The 25,158-nt window shown below is 46.8% G+C and carries 15 protein-coding genes; 10 read left to right on the top strand and 5 right to left on the bottom strand.

Features of this window, described 5'->3' with window-relative positions; genetic code table 11:
* The first annotated feature begins 2 nt into the window (after positions 1-2).
* Genes QZU58_RS00575 through QZU58_RS00565 form a run of 3 tightly spaced genes read left to right on the top strand, consistent with a single transcriptional unit; the run spans position 3 to position 1,673 of the window.
* Entirely contained in the window at positions 3-617 is a 615-nt protein-coding gene (locus QZU58_RS00575) for a hypothetical protein (RefSeq protein ID WP_294461285.1), read from the top strand.
* Positions 598-735 carry a hypothetical protein gene (locus QZU58_RS00570; RefSeq protein WP_294493781.1) on the top strand — a complete coding sequence of 46 codons (138 nt, stop codon included), beginning with the start codon at positions 598-600 and terminating at the stop codon, positions 733-735. The genes QZU58_RS00575 and QZU58_RS00570 overlap by 20 nt, the downstream gene beginning before the upstream one ends.
* Positions 732-1,673: a methyltransferase gene (locus QZU58_RS00565; protein WP_294493779.1), complete on the top strand. Its 942-nt coding sequence runs from the start codon at positions 732-734 to the stop codon at positions 1,671-1,673. The genes QZU58_RS00570 and QZU58_RS00565 overlap by 4 nt, the downstream gene beginning before the upstream one ends.
* Before the next feature lie 213 nt (positions 1,674-1,886).
* Here QZU58_RS00565 and QZU58_RS00560 read toward each other — a convergent pair whose 3' ends face one another.
* Positions 1,887-2,849 (bottom strand): hypothetical protein, encoded by a 963-nt coding sequence (locus QZU58_RS00560; RefSeq protein ID WP_294493776.1) that lies wholly within the window; start codon positions 2,847-2,849, stop codon positions 1,887-1,889.
* Between the two features lie 558 nt (positions 2,850-3,407).
* Here QZU58_RS00560 and QZU58_RS00555 point away from each other — a divergent pair.
* Positions 3,408-4,934, top strand: a complete 1,527-nt coding sequence (locus QZU58_RS00555) for a fumarate hydratase (protein ID WP_294493773.1) — start codon at positions 3,408-3,410, stop codon at positions 4,932-4,934.
* Positions 4,935-5,085: 151 nt separating this feature from the next.
* On the opposite strand, the gene QZU58_RS00550 is transcribed toward QZU58_RS00555, so the two are convergent.
* The 4 genes from QZU58_RS00550 to QZU58_RS00535 form a co-directional block, all read right to left on the bottom strand.
* Positions 5,086-6,072, bottom strand: a complete 987-nt coding sequence (locus tag QZU58_RS00550; RefSeq protein WP_294461294.1) for a glycosyltransferase — start codon at positions 6,070-6,072, stop codon at positions 5,086-5,088.
* A gap of 210 nt (positions 6,073-6,282) precedes the next feature.
* Positions 6,283-10,308 carry a hypothetical protein gene (locus tag QZU58_RS00545; RefSeq protein WP_294493769.1) on the bottom strand — a complete coding sequence of 1,342 codons (4,026 nt, stop codon included), beginning with the start codon at positions 10,306-10,308 and terminating at the stop codon, positions 6,283-6,285.
* A 629-nt stretch (positions 10,309-10,937) separates the two neighbouring features.
* Positions 10,938-12,689, bottom strand: coding sequence for a potassium/proton antiporter (locus tag QZU58_RS00540; protein ID WP_294463323.1), 1,752 nt, complete (start codon positions 12,687-12,689; stop codon positions 10,938-10,940).
* A gap of 556 nt (positions 12,690-13,245) precedes the next feature.
* Complete coding sequence (locus QZU58_RS00535) at positions 13,246-15,012, bottom strand: alpha-amylase family glycosyl hydrolase (RefSeq protein WP_294493766.1); 1,767 nt, start codon at positions 15,010-15,012, stop codon at positions 13,246-13,248.
* A 509-nt stretch (positions 15,013-15,521) separates the two neighbouring features.
* Between QZU58_RS00535 and QZU58_RS00530 the strand changes: the two genes are divergently transcribed.
* The 6 genes from QZU58_RS00530 (at position 15,522) to pyrF (ending at position 25,120) form a co-directional block, all read left to right on the top strand.
* On the top strand, positions 15,522-16,310 hold the full coding sequence (locus QZU58_RS00530) for a flavodoxin (RefSeq protein WP_294493763.1): 789 nt from the start codon (positions 15,522-15,524) through the stop codon (positions 16,308-16,310).
* 290 nt (positions 16,311-16,600) lie between these two features.
* Positions 16,601-20,536 (top strand): ATP-dependent RNA helicase HrpA, encoded by a 3,936-nt coding sequence (hrpA, locus tag QZU58_RS00525; protein WP_294493760.1) that lies wholly within the window; start codon positions 16,601-16,603, stop codon positions 20,534-20,536.
* A gap of 273 nt (positions 20,537-20,809) precedes the next feature.
* Positions 20,810-22,471 (top strand): 30S ribosomal protein S1, encoded by a 1,662-nt coding sequence (gene rpsA, locus QZU58_RS00520; protein ID WP_294462056.1) that lies wholly within the window; start codon positions 20,810-20,812, stop codon positions 22,469-22,471.
* A gap of 238 nt (positions 22,472-22,709) precedes the next feature.
* Positions 22,710-23,051: a lipopolysaccharide assembly protein LapA domain-containing protein gene (locus QZU58_RS00515; protein ID WP_294493756.1), complete on the top strand. Its 342-nt coding sequence runs from the start codon at positions 22,710-22,712 to the stop codon at positions 23,049-23,051.
* A 26-nt stretch (positions 23,052-23,077) separates the two neighbouring features.
* On the top strand, positions 23,078-24,292 hold the full coding sequence (locus QZU58_RS00510) for a tetratricopeptide repeat protein (RefSeq protein ID WP_294493753.1): 1,215 nt from the start codon (positions 23,078-23,080) through the stop codon (positions 24,290-24,292).
* A gap of 126 nt (positions 24,293-24,418) precedes the next feature.
* On the top strand, positions 24,419-25,120 hold the full coding sequence (gene pyrF, locus QZU58_RS00505) for an orotidine-5'-phosphate decarboxylase (protein WP_294493856.1): 702 nt from the start codon (positions 24,419-24,421) through the stop codon (positions 25,118-25,120).
* Positions 25,121-25,158: the final 38 nt, after the last annotated feature.

Here is a 25,158-nt window from a genome sequence, read left to right as displayed (position 1 = left end):
GGATGGTCTCATTGCGTAAGGTTCCCTACATAATCATCAGGACGGCGGGAATTCTGCTGGGAGTACTTTTTCCGTTTATCGTGTATTTTGCCATAAGCAGTAAATCCGAGCTGATGATGGCGGGAGTACTTGTCGCGCTGGGACTTTCTGCTCTTGCCGTTTCCGGCAGAAGGGACTCCGGTGTGCCCGGAGCAGTGCTCTGCGCACTTGATTTTGCGCTTGCGGCCGTATTTCTTGCAAGCGGAAGCTTTCTGGCCGTAAAACTTTATCCGCTGATAGTGACGGGGAGCTTTCTGAGCTTTTTTGCCATGAGTCTCTTTCCCGGACGAACACCGGTTATCGAGAAAATTGCTTCCTATACGGTGAAGGCGGAAGACAGGGATGATTTTTTTCGGAATTACTGCCGGAAGGTAACCGTTGCCTGGTGCGTGTTTTTTGTCATGAACGGACTTGTTTCACTGGCAACGGCACTGTTCTGCAGTGATGAGACATGGACACTGTACAACGGTGTCATCTCCTACGTGCTGATAGGAATGATGTTCACCGCTGAATACATTATCAGAATAATCTTAAGAAAAAGAAGGAAGTCAGGAACTGATGACACAGAAAAATTATAACGACATGAGTGCGGTGGGGGCTTTAAAGGCAGCCCAGTATCTGGCCGTGAGCCCGTTTATATTTCAGGCGGTTGTCGCCATGAAGAGAAAGGCATCCTGGCCCACTTCGGAAAAATGAGTAAGAATGATTCGGTCAGCCGTTCCGAACTGGTGAAAATCTCCGGTCTCAGTGACTACGCCGTATCCATGCTTACAGATCTTGCCGTGGCTGCGGATCTCCTTATCAGGAATGATGACGATACCCTTAGTCCGACCAAGATTATTCATTATCTGGCAAACGACAGAATGACCAACGTCAATTTGGATTTTTCCTCCGAGGTATGCTATGAGGGGCTTAAATCCATGACAGAGTCTCTGGAAACGGAGACTCCTAAGGGACTTAAGGTATTTACGTCGTCATGCGCCACCATTTATCCTTTCCTCAGTTCCCTTCCGGAGAAGGCCAGAAATGCATGGTTCGGCTTTGATCATTATTATTCCGATAACGTGTTCAGCAGTGTTCTGCCGATTCTTTTCAGGGAACGTCATTTTAGGCATATAAACGACATCGGAGGCAATACCGGAAAGTTTGCTCTGGCTGCCACTGCATTTTCCGATGATACCTGGGTGACCATAATCGATCTTCCGCAGCAGTGTGAACTTGCCGCTGCCAATATCCGTGAGCATGGTCTTGAAGACAGAATTGACACCTGTCCCGTAAATATTCTGGAAGAATCGGCAAGACTTCCGTCAGGCGGTGACTTATGGTGGATGAGCCAGTTCCTGGACTGCTTCAGCAGTGAGCAGATAGAGGAAATTCTGACCATGGTCTACAATGCCATGGACGACAGCGCGATGGTCGCCATAAACGAGGTGTTCGGAGACAGACAGTCAAATGACATTGCGGGACTTGTAATAGAGGCCAACAGTCTCTATTTCACCGTAATGGCCAACGGCGTAAGCAGATTCTATCATTCTGACGTTTTTATCAGGCTTGTTGAGAAAATCGGCTTTAAGGTGCACAGAATGGTTGAACACGTGGGGCTGGCGCATACCCTGCTGATACTTACCAAGTAGTTTCCGTAATGTGTCCGCAGGTTCCGGATGCTTTCAGGAAAAACCTGTGGACGTCACGAATATCCGGTATAAAAAAGAAACCGAAGCTCCGTTATGGTACGGTGCTCCGGAAATTTTTACGTTCATCAGTTCTAGGTTATTGTTTTTACCGGTCAGCTTTTATTACCGCTGCCGGTTTCGTTTACTGGATTCATCAGTCTCCGGTAAGGTTTATTAATTCTGAGATTTTGCATGCAGCTTCTGTTTCTGACAGGAATCCCTGAAATTTGTTTCACAGGCCTTTGTGTAGTATGCGGATACATCCTCAGGCGAACTGTCTGACATGGAGTATATTTCCGCCACTCTGTAGCAACCCTCGGGATTGTTCAGGTCGCAGGCTTTCTTGGCAAGCACTACGGCTCTGGACGGCTGCTGAAGCTCCTGTATATAAATCATGGCTCCATGGTGACAGCTGTACAGACTGTTCTTAAGACAGCTGACCTCAAAAAGCTTGGCGGACAGCCGGTATTCGCCCTGCTGTGCGAGAGTCACGGCCTGATCGATGCAGTGATCCTGTTCATCCGCGGTGCTCTGGGAATTGCATCCCTTCAGATAGAAATGTTCTGCTTTTGCCGTATCGTTGTTTTCAAGAAGAAATTTTCCGGCGTTATAGCAGTACCTGCTGAGATCTGAACCTTCGGAATGGGTTTCACAGAGCATGCGGTTCAGTCTGAATTCATTTTTAAAATCCTTTCTGCCCGCATATTCCGCAAGAGCACGGTCGCAGTATTCAACGGCTTTGTCCATAAGACAGGCCTTATGAAACAGTTCCATGGCCTCGTCCGGGCGCCTTTTCTCCTGGAGCACTTCAGCGGCAAGTACGCATGAGTGTGCATCATTGTTTTTTATACAGTGTTTTCTGTAGATCAGCAGAGCCTGGGATATCTTCCCGTTATTCTCGTAAATCTCTCCCATTGGGGAACAGCCTATCATAGCTGAATTTTCCGAGCATCTGGTGATGTATCCTTCAAGTGCGTGTTTCGGTATGTGGGTTGAGTGTCTGGCTTCCGCTTTTCCCGGAGTCATGATCATGATTATCAGGGTTGAGAGAAAAGTAAGCATGAAAAAGAAAAATATCCTGCCGCATTTTTCCGGCAGAAGGGAGGAACTGTTACGGTTCAGATTTGTGCTGTTCATGCGAAGACGGATCTCTTTTGTAAAAACATTGTGTTAACAATTATATAACAATTCTTTTATAAATCAACAAGATAAATATTAAAAAAGAATATATTCTGAATTTTGTAATATACATTTGTTAGCGTTATGTATGCTTATTGCATAACATTCGGAAGGACATTTGATTTGTATTATGAAAAAAGATGTGAAACCCGTCACGGACAGTCCTGACGTCGGATATCTGTTCGGATTCAGCTGATGATGACAATATTTTACCATTGGAATATTTAGGTCTGCATGCTTCCTCTCCATTAAACGGAGGTTTTTCTGATTATGCTTTTATTGCAGGAGTCAGAGCTTCTGCATTATTTTTTCATCCGGATTCATCATCTCCGGCATGAATATTCATTTACGTCTTTTAAAAATATCTACATACCGCATATTTTAAGGGTTTTGGCTGTAAGGCAGGGGGGTTTTGGATTGAGTTGACTGTCGTCTAGGTGCTATAATGTGGCAAATATTATCAGTTTCTAACCTTTATCTTGAATTTTTTGTCATTAGACCGATAAGGAGTCATGCATGACCGTAATCAAGCAGCAGGATTTCATAGATTCCATCTATGATGCCCTGCAGTATATTTCTTATTATCATCCTATCGACTTTGTAAGATCTCTCAGAAAGGCTTATGAGAGAGAGCAGAATCCTGCGGCAAAGAATGCCATTGCCCAGATTCTCGTTAATTCGAAGATGTGCGCCATCGGACACCGTCCTCTGTGTCAGGATACCGGTATTGTTACCTGTTTCGTACGTCTCGGCATGAATGTTACCTTTGACGGTGACATGACCATCGAGGAAATGGTAAACGAAGGTACCCGCAGAGCATACTGCTGTGCCGAAAATCCATTACGTAAGAGCGTGCTGGTTGACCCTATCGGAGCCCGTGTAAACACCAAGGACAACACTCCTGCAATTACCCATATTTCCACCATTCCTGGTGATAAGGTTGAAATACTCATCGCTTCCAAGGGCGGCGGATCTGAAAACAAGTCAAAGCTTGTAATGCTTAATCCGTCTGACTCAATTGAAGACTGGGTTCTTGAACAGCTTCCTCACATGGGTGCCGGCTGGTGTCCTCCAGGAATTCTCGGTGTCGGTGTCGGCGGTACCATGGAAAAGGCTGCCGTTCTTGCCAAGGAATCATTAATGGATCCTATCGACATTGAAGAACTTATTGCCAAGGGCGCTGAAACTTCTGAAGAAAAACTCCGTCTTGAGCTTTATGACCGCATCAACAAGCTCGGTATCGGTGCTCAGGGCCTCGGCGGCATGACCACCGTTCTTGACGTTAAGGTTAAGACCTATCCAACCCATGCGGTTGCAAAGCCTGTAGCCATTATCCCTAACTGTGCCGCTTCACGTCACATTCATTTCGAACTTGACGGTACCGGTCCTGTAAATCTTGTTCCTCCTTCACTTGATGAATGGCCTGATATTGAACTCGGTAACGCAGACGGTGCAAGAAGGGTAAATCTGGACGGTATTACCAAGGAAGAGATCGCCACCTGGAAGACCGGTGAAACCCTGTTAATCAGCGGTACCATTCTTACCGGCCGTGACGCTGCCCACAAGCGTATCTGCGATCTTATCGCTCAGGGTAAGCCGTTACCAGAAGGCGTTGATTTCAAGGGTAAGTTCATCTACTACGTAGGACCTGTTCCTGCAGTTCGTGACGAAGTTATCGGACCTGCAGGCCCAACCACTTCAACCCGTATGGACAAGTTCGTTGAAACCATGCTGGCTGAAACCGGCCTTATCGGTATGATCGGTAAGTCAGAACGTGGTCAGCAGGCTACCGATTCAATCAAGAAGCACGGTGCAGTGTACCTGATGGCTGTCGGCGGTGCCGCTTACCTCGTATCTAAGGCTATCAAGAAGGCCAGAGTTGTGGCATTCCCTGAACTCGGCATGGAAGCAATCCATGAATTCGAAGTTAAGGACATGCCTGTAACCGTAGCGGTTGACTCTCAGGGTAACAATATTCACCTGACCGGTCCTGCAGAATGGAAGGAAAAGATCAAGCAGATTGATTTCAAGTACATTGAGTAGTACCGAAAGTCCAAGGAGTGCCTGAGTCGGTTTTCAGAATAACCGAATCAGGCACATGAACAGAGCCCGACAGTATCTGCTGTCGGGCTTTTTTGTAGGGTTCGGTCAGAGGCTGAAATTGCCGCAGGCGTGAAACGGATAGACGTGAATGCTATTTGTAAAGCTTGTTTTCCTTGTCAAACAGGGTAGTGGCAATCAGATCCTTGCTGTTGAGTGTTTTACGCTTCAGGGAACGCTGGTAGTCTATTTCCGCCAGAAGTTCGCCGATTTTGGCGGCGGTAAAGCAGACGGTGGCGTAGAATGAAGAGAACGGGATTGAGCTGTAGTTTCTGATATAATCCTTGAAGTTTATGAAGAAAGATTCCAGATCCGTTTTACGTATCCACCATTTTTCCGTAAGCCAGTCGTTGGCCTTCAGAAATCTGAAGAGACCTCTGGTGTACTGGTATACGTAAAAGACATTCAGTTCGCGGTTACGGTGGCATATGGCGAGCGGGTTGTACATGGTGCGGTATCCCTTGTCGGACAGCTTGCCGCTCATGTAGATGTTGTCGAACATGTCCTCACTGCTCTCTTCTGAAGGCATGACACCTTCTTCCTTAATAAACTTAACCCTGTAGGCCACGAAGTTGAATGAACAGTAAATCTTCATGAGATGCCAAAGGGGAAGGTCTCTTCTGGTAATCGGGAAGAATATGTTATGGACGTATCTGGTCAGATGATTACAGTCAGGATCTGCTATCTGTCTGCCGTAGATGAGAGCCAGATCCTGATACTTCAGAAAGTATCTGAAAAGCTCACTTATGGCACTTGGATCGATTCTGCAGTCATCTGACAGAAGAATGAGAATGTTGTCATCGTCGGTTTCATTGACTATTTTTTTGACAACCTCTGTTCTGAAATACTTGACCGGATCCTTAATCTGTATTTTGTTTCCGCGGGTATTTTCATTAGGCAGAAGCTTGATGACCCTGGCGCTGTATGATTCGGCAATTCCGAACACCGAGTTGTCATCGCAGGAATCGTAGATACGGATTTCATCAGCCTTGATAACTCTCTGGCTGACGATGGAATGCAGACAGTCACTTAACTGTTCTCTGTCCGGGTTGGCCGTTATAATCGCAACTGAAATCTTCATAAAATCCGTCCTGAAAGCTCTGCATTTCTCTGCCGTACATTATACCGCAACAGCGGGGCTGCCGTCAGTCAGTGACTCAAAAAAACAGCAAAAAAAGAATGATGACGACATATTCCGTAAAGAGGCCTGACAGTGAAAAACGGAACCTGCTTACTGCATCGGCGTCCGCAACGGGGAAGCCGCGACGGGGTTCCGTTAATAACAGCGGGCTTACTTGTCCGTCAGGATATTCAGAAGCTCCACAAATGCCTCGTCCTCATTATCTGAAGCCCACACACCGTTAAGGTAATTATAGGTAAGCTGAACAGAGGCTCCTCTGTCTCCCATTTTAGCTGCGGTGTGAAGAATTTCCACGGCTTTTTTGGTGTCGGCGTTACAGCCTATGCCGTACATCTTAAGGGCTGCCAGATTAAAGTGAGCCTTCGGATTACCGCGGCTTACGGCCTTTATTATGGTGTCATGTGCCTTCTGGTTGTTCTGAGTCGTACCGATCCCGAAAAGATAGTAGATGCCCAGATTGTTAAGAGCCTTGACATGCTCCTGATCGGCAGACTGTTTGAGCCACTTGAAGGATTCCTCATAGTTGCCTTCCCGGAAAAGATGCATTGCCAGCCGGTACTGGGCCTCCGGATCGGTAGGATTTGCGGACGCCGGTTTTCTGCCGGGTTCGGTGGCATCGAACATTATTGAGATTGCCGGATGCTTGCAGATCTTTTTCGCCTTTGAAAGAATTTCACTGAAGTTCAGTGTCCCGCTGTTGTCTGCGTAGTCCTTGATGAAGAACAGGTCGCTCAGAAGTCCGATGGACAGCTGAATTGAGTTACGGTTCTTAACGCCGATGCCTCCTGCAAGAATCGGATTGGTGCACAGACTGCCCTTGGAATTGCCTGATTCATAAACGGAACGTACTACAGAAGCTCCGCCGGTCTTCATTGTTCTAAGCAGCTTGAGGGCTTCGGAAGGTGATTTCTGTGCTCCCTTGCCGTACAGATACATGGCCGCAAGAACAGCCTTGCCGGTATCGCTTCTTTTCATTTCCGGTATTCCGGTAATAAGAGAATGGGCTTCGCCGTAGTTGCGGTAGTTTGTTTCGGTGGCCTTGATTACCGCAAGCTTTTCCTTACAGGATGCAGATCCCATGTCGGCACCGCGGGTGTACTGGCCTACAGCGGCACGAAGATCCCTGGTGCGTCCGAGCCCGTTGTTGAAGAGATCACCCAGATGACAGAAGGCGTCCGCAATTTTCATATCGGTACCCTTGCGGTAATATTCCTCAGCCTTTACGTAGTCCTGAGAAACCCCGTTGCCGTTCTCATAAAGCATGCCCATTTCCACAGGATATTGTTCCTGTATTTCAGCCGGAGCAACGGCAATGAGTCCGGCTATTTCACGCTGGTTGTTTGTGGCGATGTAATAATTGAGAAGGGCTGAATCAACTTCCCTGTCATTCCTGTTGCGGTACTGTTCAAGGTAGCGCAGTGCTTCCTTGGTGCCGGTTTTGGTTCCTATGAGATACAGACCTGCCTTGCGGTAGGCATTCCTGTTGCCTTTTCTTGCCGCATATACGAAATTCTCGGCAGCCTGACGTTCATCCTTTATGCCGTCAATGACTCCGCCTTCAAAGATCGTGGCAAGGTCAAACGCAGCATCAGGATTGTTTCTTGCAGTATGGATGAGCAGGTTGAAACCTCGCTGTTTGTTTTCCTTAACACCTTCACCGTTAAGATACATTTTGGCCATCATGTAGGTGGCTTTCTGATTGTTCTGTTCAGAAGCCATGCTGAAGTATTCAAAGGCCTTGTTAAGGTTTCTGATAATGCCGTATTCTCCCTTGTAGAGAAGAACGCCGGCAAGATACATTGCGTCAGGATGGCCTGATTCCGCAGCCTTTATGATTAATTCAGCTCCATGACTCTTCTGGGAGGCTGAAGACTTGGCATCATTCAGAAGAAGCTGTCCGTAAACGTACTGGGCATTCCTGTTGTCGTTATTGCAGGCTTCCTCCAGCAGGGCAAGCCCCTTGGCAGTGTTCTTTCGAACTCCGTTGTGGCCGTTGAGATAGCGGTCGGCAAGTTCATACATTGCGTCTGCATTCTTTTCGTCAATAAGAACCTTAAGGGTTGCAATGTCCTTTTCCTGAAGCATTTCAGGAGTAATGAGATTCTCGTCTTCAGCCGGAATGTCGGCGATCTGGACTGATTCGGACGGCTTTTCGACTGAGGATGCTTCGGATGATATCGTGTTGTTTGACAGATCTTCGGCTGATCCCGGCTCCGGAGTTTTAACATCCGCTGTTTCCATTATTACGTGAGGTGCTTCTTCCTCTTTGGTTTCGGCCATTGCGGTGTCATGAGGTTCGGCTTCTGCAGGAACCTGAGTTTCATCCTTTTCCGGAACGGTGTCATTTTCGGTCATGACGGTTACCGCGGTATCAGGCTCGTTTTCATCAGAAAGAACGTCCGGAGTCACCGGTGCGGCATCTGCGGAAACCGTGATGTCCGTCTGTTCGGCTGTTCTGGGTTCACTCGAAGCCGGTTTGACGGAACTATCGTCAGATAACGGCTTTTTCGCTTCTGCCGTCTCGGTCGTATACATTGTGTCACCGTCGGTCGCTCCGTTTTTCAGCTGGCTTATGAACTTGTATGGCTCGTACTCGATCATGCCGAAGTTAATTCTGCTGAGCGTTTCCTCAACGCTTCTGAAATCGGCAATGATTTTCAGTTTGTTTATGGCCTGAATACGCTTGGTGGTCAGTAATTTTGCCGGCATGAAAATAGGTTTTAAGTCGGGGCTGATTTCAAGAGTTTTCAGCAGTTTCATTGACGGCAGATTCAAGTTGTAGAGAATCCCCTGATCCGTATTGCCTACGAATTTACCCTGTTCAGGATTCTGCTCAAGATGATTTTCAACGGCCGCAATGTCTGATCCGAGAAGGGTGAGTGTAATCTCATCTCCGCTGCTGTTGTTTATCCTTTCGAGGAGTGAAATGTCTTTGTGGTAATTGTTGCGGTCTTCATCGCTCATTTTCTTTGCTCCGCGACTAAGCAGATCGGAATAGGCTTTGAGATCAGGAGCAAGGATGAATATGCTCTTGAGATCAGGACATCCGGGAAGCTCTCTGGTTATGTTCATTTTGTAGGTATGGAGAGGAATCTTCTCAAGAGAGGCCACGTTTTTATATCTGACCGGAGTGACAACGCCGGTAAGGAAGAACGGTTCGCTTGTGGTTGCCACGCATTCGTAATATTTTTTGCCCATTTCGGCAAATTCGAGAGAATCGCGTACGGAGGACTCGAAGACTGATTTCAGAGATTCTATGCTTTCATGATTTTCCTTTGGAGCATCCTCCCTAATCATCGGAATGTGCGCCATTACAACAGGCAGATTGTCCTTCAGACTGATTACGTCGCGGAGGCTGTCGGTGTTATACCCCACGAAGTCAGAGGCGGACAGGTTAAGCTGTACGCTTCTGTTAAGGTTGGTCGGCAGAAGGGCTATGAGGCTTTTGGATTCATCGGTAATAAAACGGCGCAGTTCGTAGCTTGAGATACGCTCGTAATCTCCTGAGCCTATGAGGAAACGGCTGACGTTAAGGGCATCGTACGGACCGAATATGGCACGGATGTCGTTAATGGTATAGTCAGGATTGTTCTTGAAAACAGTATATGCCACAACGGAATCACGCAGAACCCGTTCCTCTTCCGTTTTTGGTTTGTAAACCTCAAAGATGTTGCTGAGGGAGTTCAGATAAAAGCTGTAGGTTTCCGGGCTGAGCTTGCTGGAATCGAGCTGTTCGGAAAGATAGATTACTTTGTCCCTGATATTCTGGTTTGCGGCGTTTGAGAGGTATTTGCTGATGTCCACTCCGGTGTCCTGAACCATCTCACCGGGCCTGAACATGTCATCACCGCCAAATTCATGGTTGTCGTCCTCTGCGTAGATGTCGTTCTGATCCTCAGGTTCTCCGGAGGAGTCCGGGTTTTCAGCCTCATATGTTTTGAGCATGGATATGAGCGACGGCATTTCGTCAAAGCTGTCGGAAAGAATACAGCCGTACAGGGCTCCGGCGATTGACACCGGAGAAGTTGGATCTATGTTTTCAATACCGTTTTCGGTTTCATGACTCTTCTGGGCCTTCATTACGGCGTAGGTGCCTACGCCGACGCTGGCGGAAACTGCCAGAATTCCCATGAGAAGAGCCGGTTTGGAGATGCCTTTGTTGCGACGTCTGTTCATATTAAACTCTTTTTATTCTTAGGTTGCCGATTTACGGCTGCTGCATGGACATATGAGAGACTGACGGATTTGATCCGCATTCTGCCGGAGGAATAAAAAAAACAGGAACTGACTGTCCGGGTAATAACGGGCGATCGTAACTTCCGTGCTAAGACGGAGACGATGCCGTGAATTATATTGTTTTATTTTCCCGCAACTGCTGATCTGGTTTTTATTCTTATGTCTCCGATCCGGTGCATCCGGAGATGCTTAAGCCGGCATATGAGCCATTGGTTTTTTATTTAATAATTTATTCTTTTACCAATATCCCGTAAACATCCTGTCAGAGTTCTGTGCCTGCCGTTTTTATAACCGGCTTTAAGCCGTGTAACGGAACAGCGAGAACACACGTTTGATATTTACACACATACATATATCATTCTACAGGATAGAGAAAACATTTTCACATAAACGTCATAAAAAACTCGTTTAATCAAGAATTCAGTCAAAATTTCAGAATAAAGTTTTGCGTAAAAGTCTTCAAAAAAGGCGTAAACATACGGAAAACAAATATGAATGGAGCCTGATTCATGCATATTTCGGCGGAATGAACCGGCAGTTCGGAACATGAACAGCCGGAATTTCCTCCGTCAGATGTTGTTTTCAAGCTTTTCGAAACCCACCTTGATGATCTGGGAGCCGAATACTTCGCATATGGTGAAGCGGCAGTCTATGACGGTTAGTCTGTCTCCAACGGTCGGGATGCCTCCCAGATGGTAGGACAGAAAGTCTCCGAGTGTCAGAAGCTGTTCCTTTGAGGTTATGACCAGCCCGTATTTTTCGGCAATTTCGGTCATGTCTGCTTCCCCGGACAGCAGTATGTCTCCGCTGTACGGATAATGTACTTTCTTGATAGGGGTATCACTGTTAAAGATGGTGTTCAGGAGCAGTTCATCATCAGAGTGACCGATGATGGAGATGATGTCTCCCTTTTTAAGTTTCATGCGGCTGACGGGATGCAGAATCATACTTTTTCTGAAGACGGATACCACCATGGTGCGGTTAGGGAACTTTATTTCACTCAGCAGCTGATCCTGACATGATTTGTGCTTAATCTCATAATTGAAGATTTCATAATCATCATCAATCGTGATACCCATCTGTCCCTTGCTGACCGGAGCGGTGGAGCTTGGGGCATAAACATCAAAGAATTTCGCAACCGGCAGAATGGTTGCTCCCTGAACGAGCAGCGAGAATATTACCACGACGAATGCGGTGTTGAAGAAGAGATCCGCATGTGGAATTTCGTTCATGATAGGGTAAATGGCAAGTACAATCGGAACGGATCCCCTGAGACCAACCCACGATATGAATAGCAGCTCCCTGGTGCTGAACTTGAACAGGAGCTTCAGACAGAGAAATACCGCAACAGGTCTGGCAAGAAACGCCATGATGCATGCCACAATGAGACCGTCGACGGCATGTATCAGCAGATTAGGTGGTTCCACGAGAAGGCCGAGCATCAGGAAGAGGCATATCTGAGACAGCCATGTAAGGCCGTCCTGAACCGGGCGGATGTACCGTAACTGCTTGAGTGTGGTATTGCCTATAATCATACCGATGATAAAGATGGCCAGAAAGCCTGAACCGTCCATGGCTGAGGTAATGGCAAAACCGGTAAAGGCGACGCCGAGAACCAGCAGCGAATAGAGGCCGTTCGGGATGCTGATGGCGTTAAGTAGCATTCTGCCCAGATATCCGAATAGTATGCCGAATACGATGCCGAAGGAGAACTGCTTCATGAAGAACAGCAGTGCGTTCGACATGGTGAAGGTTTCCGGACCGCCTGCCGCAGTGCTGACTCCTGACTTGATTATTTCGATGACCGTTATTGTCAGAAAAATTGCCATAGGGTCGTTGGTGGCTGATTCTATTTCAAGAGGCCCCTGAACCTTGTTCTTAAGGCTTACACCGTTGCTGCCGAGCAGCGAGAATACGGCACCGGCGTCGGTGGATCCTATCATGCAGCCCACCAGCAGGGATTCAAAGAAACTCATCTTGAAAATGTAGTACACGAGTGCGCCGACAATCAGAGTGGTTATCAGTACGCCGAACGTGGACAGTATTATTGCCGGCTTTGATGATGTTTTAAACGTGAAGTAACTGGTCTGACATCCGCCGTCAAATATGATTACGGCAAGAGCCAGATTGGCAATGTAGAAAGCCAGATTGTAATTGCTGAACTGGATTTCCAGGAGAAATCCGTTTTCACCGAACAGCATGCCGAGAATAAGGAACAGCAGCAGAACTGGGAGCCCCATTATTGAAGAGATTCGGCTGGCAAAGATACTGCATGACAGCAGCAGTCCTATGATCAACATAATGTGATTAAGCTGGTCCATCCTGAATCCGGTTCCTTGTTACTGTCTTTCGTGCCTGTTTATGAAAAATGCGTAATTCGTAAGTCCGTCGCTGCCTGCGAAGTACGCCGTACCTATGTTAGGAGGAAATTATAAACGTTAAATGCTGTCTTAAGTGGAAAATTTAAGGTTTTTGCGATGCTTGATTAAATAACAAACATCCCCCTCAGTTAATATTACTATAAAAGCAACGTTAAAGCTTATATTATCGGTAAAAGTCGAAACTGATGACGGAATAAAGGCGGATTCGGTTATCAGAGTGTAAAGAAATCGGTCTGATTGTGTAAAAGGACGGCTATGAATGTTTTCGGTAATGACGGAATTGCCGGAGAATGTAATTGCAGTATTTATGTCAGGCGGGTGGAAAATCCTGAATAACGGAGAGCATAATCCGTCAGCGGGAGAAAGATTACGGGGCATGAAAAAAGAGAGGTCACTGCAAATGCAGTGACCTCTCCAGATTCAGGTTCCGACGTCAGCGGCTAACACCAGCCTTAGAACTGTTTTTTCGTGGCGTCGGCACAGAACCACGGTATGGTTAGTTCTGCTGAGGAACGTAGATAAGTACGGCAGACAGAGGTTCAAGAGTAACCTTGTAGCTGGTTCCTTCAGGATAAACGATCACAGGATCTCTGATGGGATCTTCGCTGGAATCTTCGGAACTGAAGACTGCAACATTGGTCTGAGCTTCTGCATCGTTGAATATTGAAGCGTCAAATTCAGCTTCAACCTTTACGTTTTCCTGAACGTTAAGTACTACGAGTACTTCTGAATCACCATAGGTCTTCTTGACTGCAAACAGATTTTTGTCGGTGCCGATATCGGTAAGTGAACCCATTGAAATGGCCTTAACTTCCGCACGGAGTTTCATCATGTTGGTAACAAAGTTCTTCAGATTTTCCTGATCTGGGTTAAAGTCTGAGATCTTGCCGGTTGAACGTGAAACGTGGTCGTCACACACCTTCGGACTACATTTCTCATCATCAACCTTGACGTCAAATCCCTGAACTTCCTGACCCCATTCATCACCATAGTAGAGGGTTATCGGACCGCTCATTGCGGTTACTGCTGCATGGGCAACCTTATAGCGCTTGAAGTAATTCTCTGAAGAGATTGCCTTCTTCTTCTTTGCTCTCTGAATCAGATCGCCGAAACGTACCACGTCATGGTTGGTGAGGAAGTAGTTTGGAACCGCAAAGTCAGGGTAAGTGTTTTCTGCAGCCTTAAGCTTGTTCTGAATGGTTACGCCGGAATGGTTGTAGTTACCGTATTCTTCAACAGCCAGAGCCTGAACAATGCCGTAACGGGTATTGAAGTCGAAGTTTGACTTGAGACCCTGAGTGGTGTCAGAGCCGTAGCCGTAGGTCTTGATGCCGTCTTCACTGCCCCAGACTTCGCCAACCATATAGCCTAAAGGATGTACGCTTTCGCCATGCTGATCCTGATAGGTGGTGACAGCCGCAGCTGCTTCAACGGCTTCTCTGATTTCCTTCCAATCTGAAACCGGAACCTGATAAGCCTGGTCAAGTCTCCATCCGTCAATCTTATACTCGGTAATGTAGTGGGCAGCCAGTTCCTTGTAGAAGTTAAGAGTTGAGTCATCTCCGAAGTCTGAGCACTTAGTTGAGCACTCAGTTGCGTTTTCGTTACAGACCTCCTTTTCATATGTTCTGCTCGTATCAGAGTTGTAGTATGTACATGTACCTCTAGTGACGATTTGCTTGTTTGTTGGAGATAAGGTATTGATGGTACCCTTGAAATGACCGAATACTCCGTCGAGGAATACGTAGATGCCTCTTTCGTGAGCCGCATCAACAAGTTCTTTCAGCTTATCTGTATTTCCGAAATGAGGATCTACCTTGTAGTAGTCTTCACCGAAATAACCGGTAGCATCCAGTTCTTTGGTAGGTGTTGCGAGATCTGTACTCTGGAATACAGGAGTCAGCCAAATGGCGTTCATGCCGAGTCCCTGGATATAGCCAAGAGAGTCTATAATGCCCTGAAGGTCGCCCTTGTGATTGCTTGGACCGTAACCGATGTTATAGTTGATTGATTCGTCACCGTCCTGGAACGCTTCAACCATAACCTGGAACATACGGATGTTACAGATTTTTTCATCGGCAGTTGCCTGGTTGTAGCAGAACAGGTTGTTTCTGTAGGTGTTTGAGTTGATTTCCAGGTTGGCTGTTACAGTCTTAATCTCTGGGGTAGGATCACTGCTTCCGCTACCGCCACATGCGGTTACTGAGGTGGCAAGAAGAGAAGCCAGAATGGCTGTATACAGTTTATTCTTTGTGGATTTCATATACCATTTCCTGTTATTTGTTGATGTTCAGCAGTCAACAGTCAAGCGCCGTCATTCCATTGCAGGACAACGGTTACACCCATGTCTGTCAACGTATGCGGATTATATCAGTACTTATAATAAAATCTGCCGAAAATTTTATATATTCATAAATGAAAACGTTTTTTGTTAAGCAGATGTGATAACAATGTATGCTTTTAGAGTTTTATTTTTTAATGCGATGTATAAAAACAAGATGTTTGTGAGATATTGATTGTAAAAATGTTTATTTGTCCTAAAAAAAAGCGACTTTTCGGAAAATTAATCAGAAGTTTGATATATTTTATCTAGGGGAGTGATTCATCACGGTGTCCCGGCTCCGCATGCGGATAAGCATGGATTTCCAGGAGAGCATAAAAAATAAAAGAAATAAAAATAAGAGACCGTGGATAAACATACTAATCAAAATCAGACATTACCGTTGTCGCATCATACAAAAACCTGTCATGACAGGGTTTAAAGGGGGAAATATGAGATCCTTGATACTGCGAATAGTGCTGATTCTGTCTTTTTTCTGTTTTTACTGTTCCGCTACGGCTGAGGATTCTCTGTCTGCCGCTGGTTCCGCACCTGCCGTTAATGTTTCTTCTGAAGAGGTGTCTTCAGTTTCCTCTGATAAAACTGCATCAGATAATAAAGAAGAGCCCGTCGATGACGAGCTTAAACGGGAAATTCAGGCCATTCGTAAATCCCTGCACGGGACTGAGAGAAAAAAGGTTCTTGTGGCCTATTTCTCAAGAACCGGTGAAAATCCCGGCGTGGGAACCATTTCCGTCGGCAATACGTTCATCGTGGCAAAGGAGATCGCCCGTCAGACCAGGGGAACACTCTTTGAAATCAGGGCTGAGTATGAATATCCCGCAGACTATAAACAGTGTCTTAAGGTTGCTGAAAAGGAGAAGGCTGCCAAGGCCAGACCAAAGCTTGCCGAAACCGTCGACATTACTCCTTATGATGAAATATACATAGGCTCTCCCGTCTGGCTTGAAGACATGCCGATGCCCGTATACACGTTCCTCGAAAGCATGGATTTCAGCGGAAAGGTTATAAGACCGTTCAATACGCATGAGGGCAGCGGAGAGGCAATGTTTGAGGATAAGATAGCTGCGGCTGCCAAAAACGCTGAGGTAAAACCGATGCTCTCGGTAAGAGGTGCCATAACCCAGTATGAGTCGGTAAAGCTTCCTTCCGCCATCAAGACGTGGAGGACAAAGGAGGCCATAAAACGTTCTCAGGAAATAATCGACAGCCTCAACTGAGATCTGATATTTTCCGGCCGGACCTTGCGTGTGCAAGTGTCCGGTTTTCTTTTTTCATCTTACGTCTCCGCGGAAGGCCGTCGGTGTCGGTCATTTACCGTACGGCATTGCGCCGTTGAATAAAAGGCACAATATCCGTATAATCGTCACCGGATTGAAGGAGTCTGCCGGAAAATCATGTCCTGCGGATGCGGATTCTTCTCAGATCAGCTCTTAATATGCTGTTCCCGCCTCCGGCGCAGGGAACATTTGTTTAAAAATCAATTTGTCAGTCAGAACCGAAACTAGATATGAAAACAGTTCCAACCAAAATAACCTACGGCAGAATATCAAAAGTGCTGGAGGAAGCTCTTTTTCGTGACCGTAACAGAATCCTTGCCAAGGCACGCAGGGTTTTCGGGGACAGAAGAAATCCCGTAACCGAACCTGACGAGGAGGCGGTGACGGAACTTGCTCTTGAAGCTTCCGCGACAGTGGAATATGCCAGAACCAGGGCCGGAAAAATTCCAGAAATCACGTATCCGGAGCAGTTGCCCGTAAGTCGTGAGAAGGATGACATCATCAGACTGATAAAGGAAAATCAGGTGGTCATCGTGGCCGGTTACACCGGTTCGGGTAAAACCACCCAGCTTCCGAAAATCTGTCTTGAGGCCGGACTCGGACGCAGGGGAAAAATAGGACATACGCAGCCTCGACGACTGGCGGCACGTACGGTTGCGGATCGTATCAGTCAGGAACTTGGGTGCGAGCTTGGCACTGTGGTCGGCTACAAGGTGCGTTTTGGAGACAAAACCTCAGACGATACCATAATCAAGCTGATGACTGACGGTATTCTGCTTACTGAACTGGAGCAGGACAGATATCTCAGCGAATATGAGGTAATCATCATTGATGAAGCCCATGAACGCAGTCTTAATATCGACTTTATTCTCGGTTTTCTGAAGAATCTTCTTAAAAAACGTCCTGATCTCAAGGTCATAATCACCTCAGCCACCATTGATCCGGAAAGCTTCAGCCGTCATTTCGACAATGCTCCGGTAAAGCTTGTTGAGGGACGGACCTATCCTGTGGAGGTGAGATATCAGCCGCTTGATGACCTTCTTGACGATGACAATGAGGAAATAGACGAGGATATTCTGCAGGCAGGCATTCTCAGGGCTGTCAAATCTCTTGACGAGGAGATGTCGGGGGATATTCTGGTGTTCCTGAACGGTGAGAGGGACATTGCCGAAACCGCCGAATACCTGCGACGGGCCAATCTTCCCGCAACCGAGATTCTTCCTCTCTACTCAAGACTTGGTGTGGCGGATCAGAATAAGATTTTCGCACCTCATGGTCTGAGACGCATAGTTCTTGCCACCAATGTTGCGGAAACCTCCGTAACCGTTCCGGGCATAAAGTATGTGATTGATCCCGGTACGGCCAGAATCAGCAGATACAGCTACCGGAATAAGGTGCAGAGACTGCCGATAGAGCCGGTGTCACGAGCCAGTGCCGATCAGCGTAAGGGGCGCTGCGGTCGTGTGTCGGAGGGCGTCTGTGTCCGTCTTTACAGCGAGAACGATTTTCTGGCAAGACCGGAATTTACCGATCCGGAAATACTCCGCACTAATCTGGCAGCCGTAATCCTGCGCATGATCAGTTTACGTCTCGGCAGCATTGAAACCTTCCCGCTGCTGGACAGGCCTGAACAGCGTCAGATAAATGACGGCATAAAGCTTCTGGAGGAACTTGGAGCAGTATTCAGAAATCCTGCCGGTGAGCTCAGACTGACCGATACGGGCAGGAAGATGGCCGCACTGCCGTGCGACCCGCGACTTGCCAGAATGCTGGTTGAGGCCGGCAAGCTGGGAGCTCTTTCGGAAGTTCTCATTATTACCTCCAATCTCAGCAGTCAGGAGGTAAGGGAAAGACCTCTTACTGCAAGAAATGCAAGTCAGGAATGTCACAAACGCTTTGATGATGAACGCTCAGACTTTATCGGTATCATTAATCTTTACAACTATCTGAAAGAACAGTCTTCCGAGCTTAGCGGGAGTGCTCTTCGCAAGAAGATGCGCAGGGAATTCCTGTCCTACATGAGAATGAGGGAATGGCTGGACATCCATGCACAGCTTAAGGATGCCGTAAAGGAGCTCGGTTTTAAGCTTAATGAGGCACCTGCCACCTATGAGGAGATTCACAAGTCTCTGCTCAGCGGGCTTCTCAGTATGATTGGTATGCGCAGTCTGGAAAGCAACGAATACATCGGTACCAGATCCAACAGATTCATGATTTTTCCGGGATCGGGGCTGGCACGCAGAAACGTAAGATGGGTTATGGCGGCCGAACTAACGGAAACAACCAGACTCTATGCAAGAATGGTGGCGGAAATTGACCCTCTGTGGGTTGAGGATTACGCAGGAGATCTTATCCGCTATTCGTACAGTGACGAACACTGGAGCAAGAAGATGGGGGCTGTTCAGGCATCACAGAAGGGCGTGCTGTACGGACTTGCCGTGATTAACGGACGCAGGGTCAACTATACCCGTATAAATCCTCCTCTCTGTCACGAGCTTTTTATAAGGGAAGGCCTTGTAAACGGAGAGATTGTCCTTGACGAAGGCTTCTTCGACAAAAACAGAAAGCTTATCAGCGAGGTGGTTGAGCTTGAAGAAAAGTCCCGTCGCCGTGACCTTTTGGTTAATGACGATACACTTTTTGCCTTCTATGACGAAAGAATACCAGAGGATATCGGTGACGTGAGAACATTCTGTCACTGGTGGAAGGGAAAAAAGAGGGAAAATCCGGATTTTCTGAGCTTCAGTCTCGACATGCTCAAACGTCAGGATACGTCAATGGTGTCTGAGGACAAGTATCCGGATCATCTGACTGTCGGCAAGTACAGACTTAATCTTGAGTACAATTTTGATCCTACTGCGGAGAATGACGGTGTTACCGCCATTATTCCTGTAAGCATTCTGAATCAGGTTCCGTCAGACGTCTTTGAATGGCTGATTCCGGGGCTCCGTCTGGAACTCTTTACCACGATGATAAGAATTCTGCCGAAGGCTCTCAGAAAATGCTTCGTTCCCGCACCTGATTACGGCAACATCCTGTTTGAGTCCCTGGATCCGTCCATGGGTAGTTTTAAGGAGGCTCTCTGCCGTAAGATGACATCCCTCAGCGGTCAGCAGGTTACATGGGATGACTTTGACATAAGCCAGCTGCCGAAGCACCTTACCTTCAATTTCAGGGTTACGGACATCAAAAGAAAGGTGCTTATGGAAAGCAGGGATCTTGAGCATATAAGGCACACCCTGAGGGATGAGGTGAAGGCTTCCCTTGCAGAGGTTGTCAAGGAAATGCCGAAGCAGGAAGGGATTAAGACCTGGAACTTTGATTCCATCCCCAAGACCCAGAGCCGTATGGTCGGCGGCATGGAAATCGTGGCTTATCCGGCACTGAGAGACTGCAAGGACAGTGTAAGTCTTGAACTCTTTGAAACTGCGGAGGAGGCCGAACGACAGATGTGGCAGGGACAGAAGCGTCTCATCATGCTGACCATTCCGGATCCGATAAGCTATCTGGAGAAGTCGCTGCCAAACAAGGCGAAGCTTGCCATGTACTTTAATATGGTGGGTAACGTCAGAATCCTCATTGACGATCTTGAATCACTGGCACTGGATGATATTCTGACTAGAGCCGGAGGCGTGGCATCGACCTCGGCGGATTTTGAAAAGCTTGTGAATACCGCAAGGGAGGAGATTCACGAAACAGTGCACAGACTGTCACTCATCTGCGAGAAGATTCTGGTAAAGGCCAATGACGTGCGCAAGAAACTCAAGGGAAAGATGGATTTCAGAACTGCGTATGCGTACAGCGACATGGGTGGACAGCTTTCCGCACTTATCCGCAAGGGATTTGCCACGGAGGCAACCATGGAATTCTTCCCGAGACTTGAGGTCTATCTTGACGCCATGCTGAAGAGAATGGAGAAGGTCGGCATTGATCCGAACCGCGATGCGGTCATGCTGAATAAATTCAAGTCCGTGGAAGATAATTACAACTCCCTTATGGGCCTTTTTGCCGGCAGAATTGTTCCTGCTGACGTGCATAGGGTCAGGTACATGCTTGAGGAGCTTAGGGTTTCATATTTTGCCCAGAGCATAAGAACCCTGTTCCCTGTTTCCGACAAGCGTCTCAACGTGGAAATTGACAGGCTCAGAAATCTGTACCGTAAATGATTCTGAAGCCTCAGGGCAAAGTCGGAATAATACTGTATTCCGGTTATTTATGTCTTTTGAGGCTGAAAATCAAAAAAACAGTATCAAATTTGTTCAGTATTGGTTATAATCCGCAACTGATGCGACAGATACGGGGGATTCGTCCTCAGATACAGTAAACGTCAGGCTGTCGGTCAGGTTAGGAATCCGGTCCACGGAAGGACAGGATATGTTGTAGACCGTCTCTACAGGATGTTAGGACGTTTTTTTTAATTAATATACAGTTTATATAATATGAGTTTTGCAGATTTATTCGAAGGCGCAAACACCTCTCCTAAGAAGAGTGTTTTAGGTCAGTTAATCCACGGTATCGTAGTAAGAATCGAAAGCGATTTTGTATGGGTTGACGCTGGTTTCAAGTCAGAAGGTCAGATTCCTGTTTCTGAATTCAAGAATGCCAACAATGAATTAGACGTTAAGGTTGGCGATCAGGTTGACGTTGTTCTTGAAAGCATTGAAGACGGCGACGGTAAGACCATCCTTTCACGTGAAAAGGCTAAGCGTCTTGAATCATGGACTAAGCTTGAAAAGGCTTACGAAGAAAAAGAAATCGTTAAGGGTATCGTTGACGGCAAGGTTAAGGGCGGCTTCACCGTTGCTATCGAAAATATCCGTGCATTCCTTCCTGGTTCTCTCGTAGACGCACGTTTACAGAACGAACAGCTCGAAGGCAAGGAACTTGAATTCAGAGTTATCAAGCTCGATCAGGTTCGCAATAATGTTGTTGTTTCACGTCGCGCAGTATCTGAAGAAGATGATTCAGCTGATCGTGAAACCGTACTCGCAAGCCTCGAAGAAGGCAAGGTAGTTAAGGGTAAGGTTAAGAACCTCACCGATTACGGTGCATTCGTTGACCTCGGCGCCGGCGTTGACGGTCTCCTCCACATCACCGATATGGCTTGGAAGCGTGTTAAGAACCCTGGTGAAGTTGTTACCGTTGGTGACGAAATCGAAGTTAAGGTTCTCAAGTACGAAAAGGAACGTTCACGCGTATCTTTAGGTCTCAAGCAGTTAACTGCTGATCCATGGACTGACGTTGATAAGCGTTTCCCTAAGGGAGAAGAATTCCCAGGCGTTGTTACCAACATCGCTGACTACGGCTGCTTCGTTGAACTCGAACCAGGCGTTGAAGGTCTCGTACACGTATCTGAAATGGATTGGACCAACAAGAACGTACAGCCTTCATCAGTTGTAAACATTGGTGAAAAGGTTAAGGTTAAGGTTCTCGAAATCAGCGAATCAGGTCGTCGTATTTCTTTAGGCCTCAAGCAGTGCAAGCCTAACCCATGGCAGCTCTTCAGCGAAAACCACGCTAAGGGTGACAAGGTTGTAGGTAAGGTTAAGAGCATCACCGATTTCGGTATCTTCATCGGTCTTGAAGGCGGTATCGACGGTCTCGTTCACACCACCGACTTAAGCCACGACGCTGGCAGCGATGCTGCTCACAAGTACACCCGCGGTGAAGAAGTTACTGCTGTTGTTCTTAACGTTGATCCAGAAAGAGAACGTATCTCTTTAGGCGTTAAGCAGCTTGAAGAAGACTCTATCTCTAAGTTCCTCGATGCTCACAAGGAAAGCATCCTTTCAGGTACCATCGTTGAAATCGAAAACAACAAGCTTGTTGTAGACCTCGGCGACGGCATCAAGGGTGTTATCCGTGCTTCTGACGCTTCATCAGATCGTATCGACGATTTATCAGCAGCCTTCAAGGTTGGTGATACCGTTGAAGCAAAGAGAGTAGGTATTGACCGTAAGAACGGCGTTATCTCTTTATCTATCCGCGCTAAGGATGAAGCTGAAGACAGAGCTGCAATCGAAGCTATCAAGAAGTCTAACAGCGAAGTTGAAAAGGGAAGCAGCGCTATGGCTGAAGCATTCAAGAATGCTAAGCAGTAATAACGGCTGATTTTACCGAAAGGTAAAGATCCCATAAGGAAGCGGCACCGGAAACGGTGCCGTTTTTTTATTCGGCCGTTTATCTCAGTCAGCGAAAATTTACAGCTTCCTCATAAAATCTCCGATAGCGCGGAATTTGCTCAATAACTTGATATATGTAGTTAGATCAATGCGTATCAATAATGTATAATAATAGTATTCCGTAAGGTGTGTTGTTTTAATATTTGGATCGCATTGTATGCTCAAGAAAATTCTGACCGTCGTTTATGTTCTTCTGTTATGCTTTGTCGCCGTGCTTGCATTAACCATTGGCGTTTCAAATTCAGCAGTTGCCGAATTCAATGTTCTGTTTTTCAAGACTCAGATGACCGTAAGCACCATAAGTGCGATATCACTTCTTGCCGGTGTTCTGCTCTGTGCGTTGGTTTTCGGGTGGATTATCATTAAGCTCTGGTTCAGATGCTATTCATACAAGCTGAGTCTCAGAAAGCTCGAAAAGAAATATTCAGAATGCATGGATGAGCTCGAAGACACTCAGGATAAACTTCTGCTTGATTACGGTGAACAGAAAAAAGATTAAGCTGAAGTCGGAGATTATCTTGGTTTATGTTTGAGTTGTTATTTCTGCTGCTCCCGGTAGCCGTGTTCTACGGTTATGTAATGGGTTCCAGACAGGCTAATAAATCACAGCAATCTGAAAAGACCAGAAAGATAGGCTTTCTGACAAAGGGTATCAATTATTTTCTGTACAGGGATAAGGAAAAAGCCGTAGACGAGTTTATCCGTTACTATGACTCAGATGCCGAACACAGTTTTGAGGAAGGTCTGGCTCTTGGCGCTCTTTTAAGGGAAAGGGGCGATCTGGAAAAGGCCATCCGTTTTCACAACAATCTTCTTACAACCGCAAGAATCGAACCTGTACAGCGTTCAGCCGTTCTGCTTGAGCTTGCACGTGACTTCATGAGTTCAGGGCTTCTGAATAAGGCTGAAGACATTCTCATGGAGCTTATCAGCTACAACTCCGAAAAGAAATCTGCCGTAAGACTGCTTGTAACTCTTTATGAGCAGGAGAAGGAATGGCAGAGAGCCATTGATCTCATAGACTCATTCAGACAGTTCGCCGACGAGAACATTACCAAGAGAGAAGCGGAATTCTACTGCGAACTGGGTAACGAAGCCTATTCACGTAAGAATTACGCCAAGGCAAACGATTACTTCAAGAAATCGGCATCGATTAATAAGGGGTGCGTCAGAGCATATCTCAACATGGCCAAAATAATGATTGAGATAGGGCAGACAAAGAATGCTCTTGCATACATTCAGGAAGCGGTAAATGCTGATCCGGCGATGATTCCGATCTGTCTTAAGTCTCTTGCAAAATGCTTCTATCCCGGACAGGAGATGCAGCATCTTGAGGTACTTAATTCCTGGCTGCAGCTTTCCGACAGCCCTCAGCTTGTCATGGCTGTCGCGGATCTTATCATGACAAACAAAACTCCTGAGGAAGCTGAAGCCTTTGTAATGCGTCTCCTTAAGAAGTCTCCGAGTTTTGAGCTGTTCAGCTATATACTCGGTAATCTTTACGAGGGGCTTGATCCGAGGACGCAGGAGCGTTTTGCAGTTCTCAAGTCCATAATGGATGCGCATCTTGCAGGTAACTACCGCTACATGTGTCAGCACTGCGGTTTTAAGTCATCCGTGCTTTTCTGGCAGTGCCCAAGCTGTCACCGGTGGGAGCAGATGAAGCCTCATCAGATAAGTGAATGGGGCAATACGGCTGTAAGACCGACTGTTAACGACAAGACAAAACAGGATGAGTAGTCATCCTGCGGGGCTTTCCCCATGACTACGGTGCGGAAGTATTTTTGATTTTATTTATGCTGTTCCGGGTAATCCGGAATGCGGCATGTTTTATTTATTTTTATACAACTGAGGTTATATATGAGTATTGTGGATCCAAAGGTTATTGTAGCTCTTGATTTTGAAAAAGAGTCTGATGCCATGAATCTTGTTTCCGGTCTTTCTGCCGGAGAGTGCCGTCTCAAGGTCGGCAAGGAAATGTTTACGCGTTTCGGACCTCAGTTTGTTACACGTCTTAACAATCTCGGTTTCGAGGTATTCCTGGATCTCAAGTTTCATGATATTCCAAACACCGTTGCAAGAGCAGTAGCCGCAGCAGCTGATCTCGGTGTATGGATGGTCAATGTTCACACTTCCGGCGGTCCTAAGATGATGGAAGCCGCAGCGGCCGCTCTTGAAGGTTACGGCAGTAACCGTCCTCTTCTTACCGGTGTTACGGTTCTTACCAGCATGGATGAGGCTCAGCTCAGGAGCGTAGGAGTCAATGCCGATCTGAATGAACAGGTGTTAAGACTTGCCACCCTGGCACGTGATTCAGGCCTTGACGGGGTGGTTTGCTCAGCCAGGGAAGCCACCATGCTGAGAAATGCTCTCGGAAGCGAATTTAAGCTGGTTACTCCGGGCATCCGTCCTAAGACAGCCGATGCAGGTGATCAGATTAGAATCGTTACGCCTGAAGATGCTTTAAGAAATGGTTCAAGTTATCTGGTAATTGGCAGACCTATTACCAGAGCTGAAGATCCTCTTGCTGCTCTCAGAGCCATCAACGAATCAATCAGCGGATTATAGTCTGACTGAAAAGAAACCGGTCTGTTTAATCCGGACAC

The sequence above is a fragment of the uncultured Ruminobacter sp. genome, from assembly GCA_902764345.1.
Lineage (GTDB): Bacteria > Pseudomonadota > Gammaproteobacteria > Enterobacterales > Succinivibrionaceae > Ruminobacter.
Note: the sequence above shows the minus strand (reverse complement) of the source record. Positions and strands in the feature narration are given on the sequence as shown.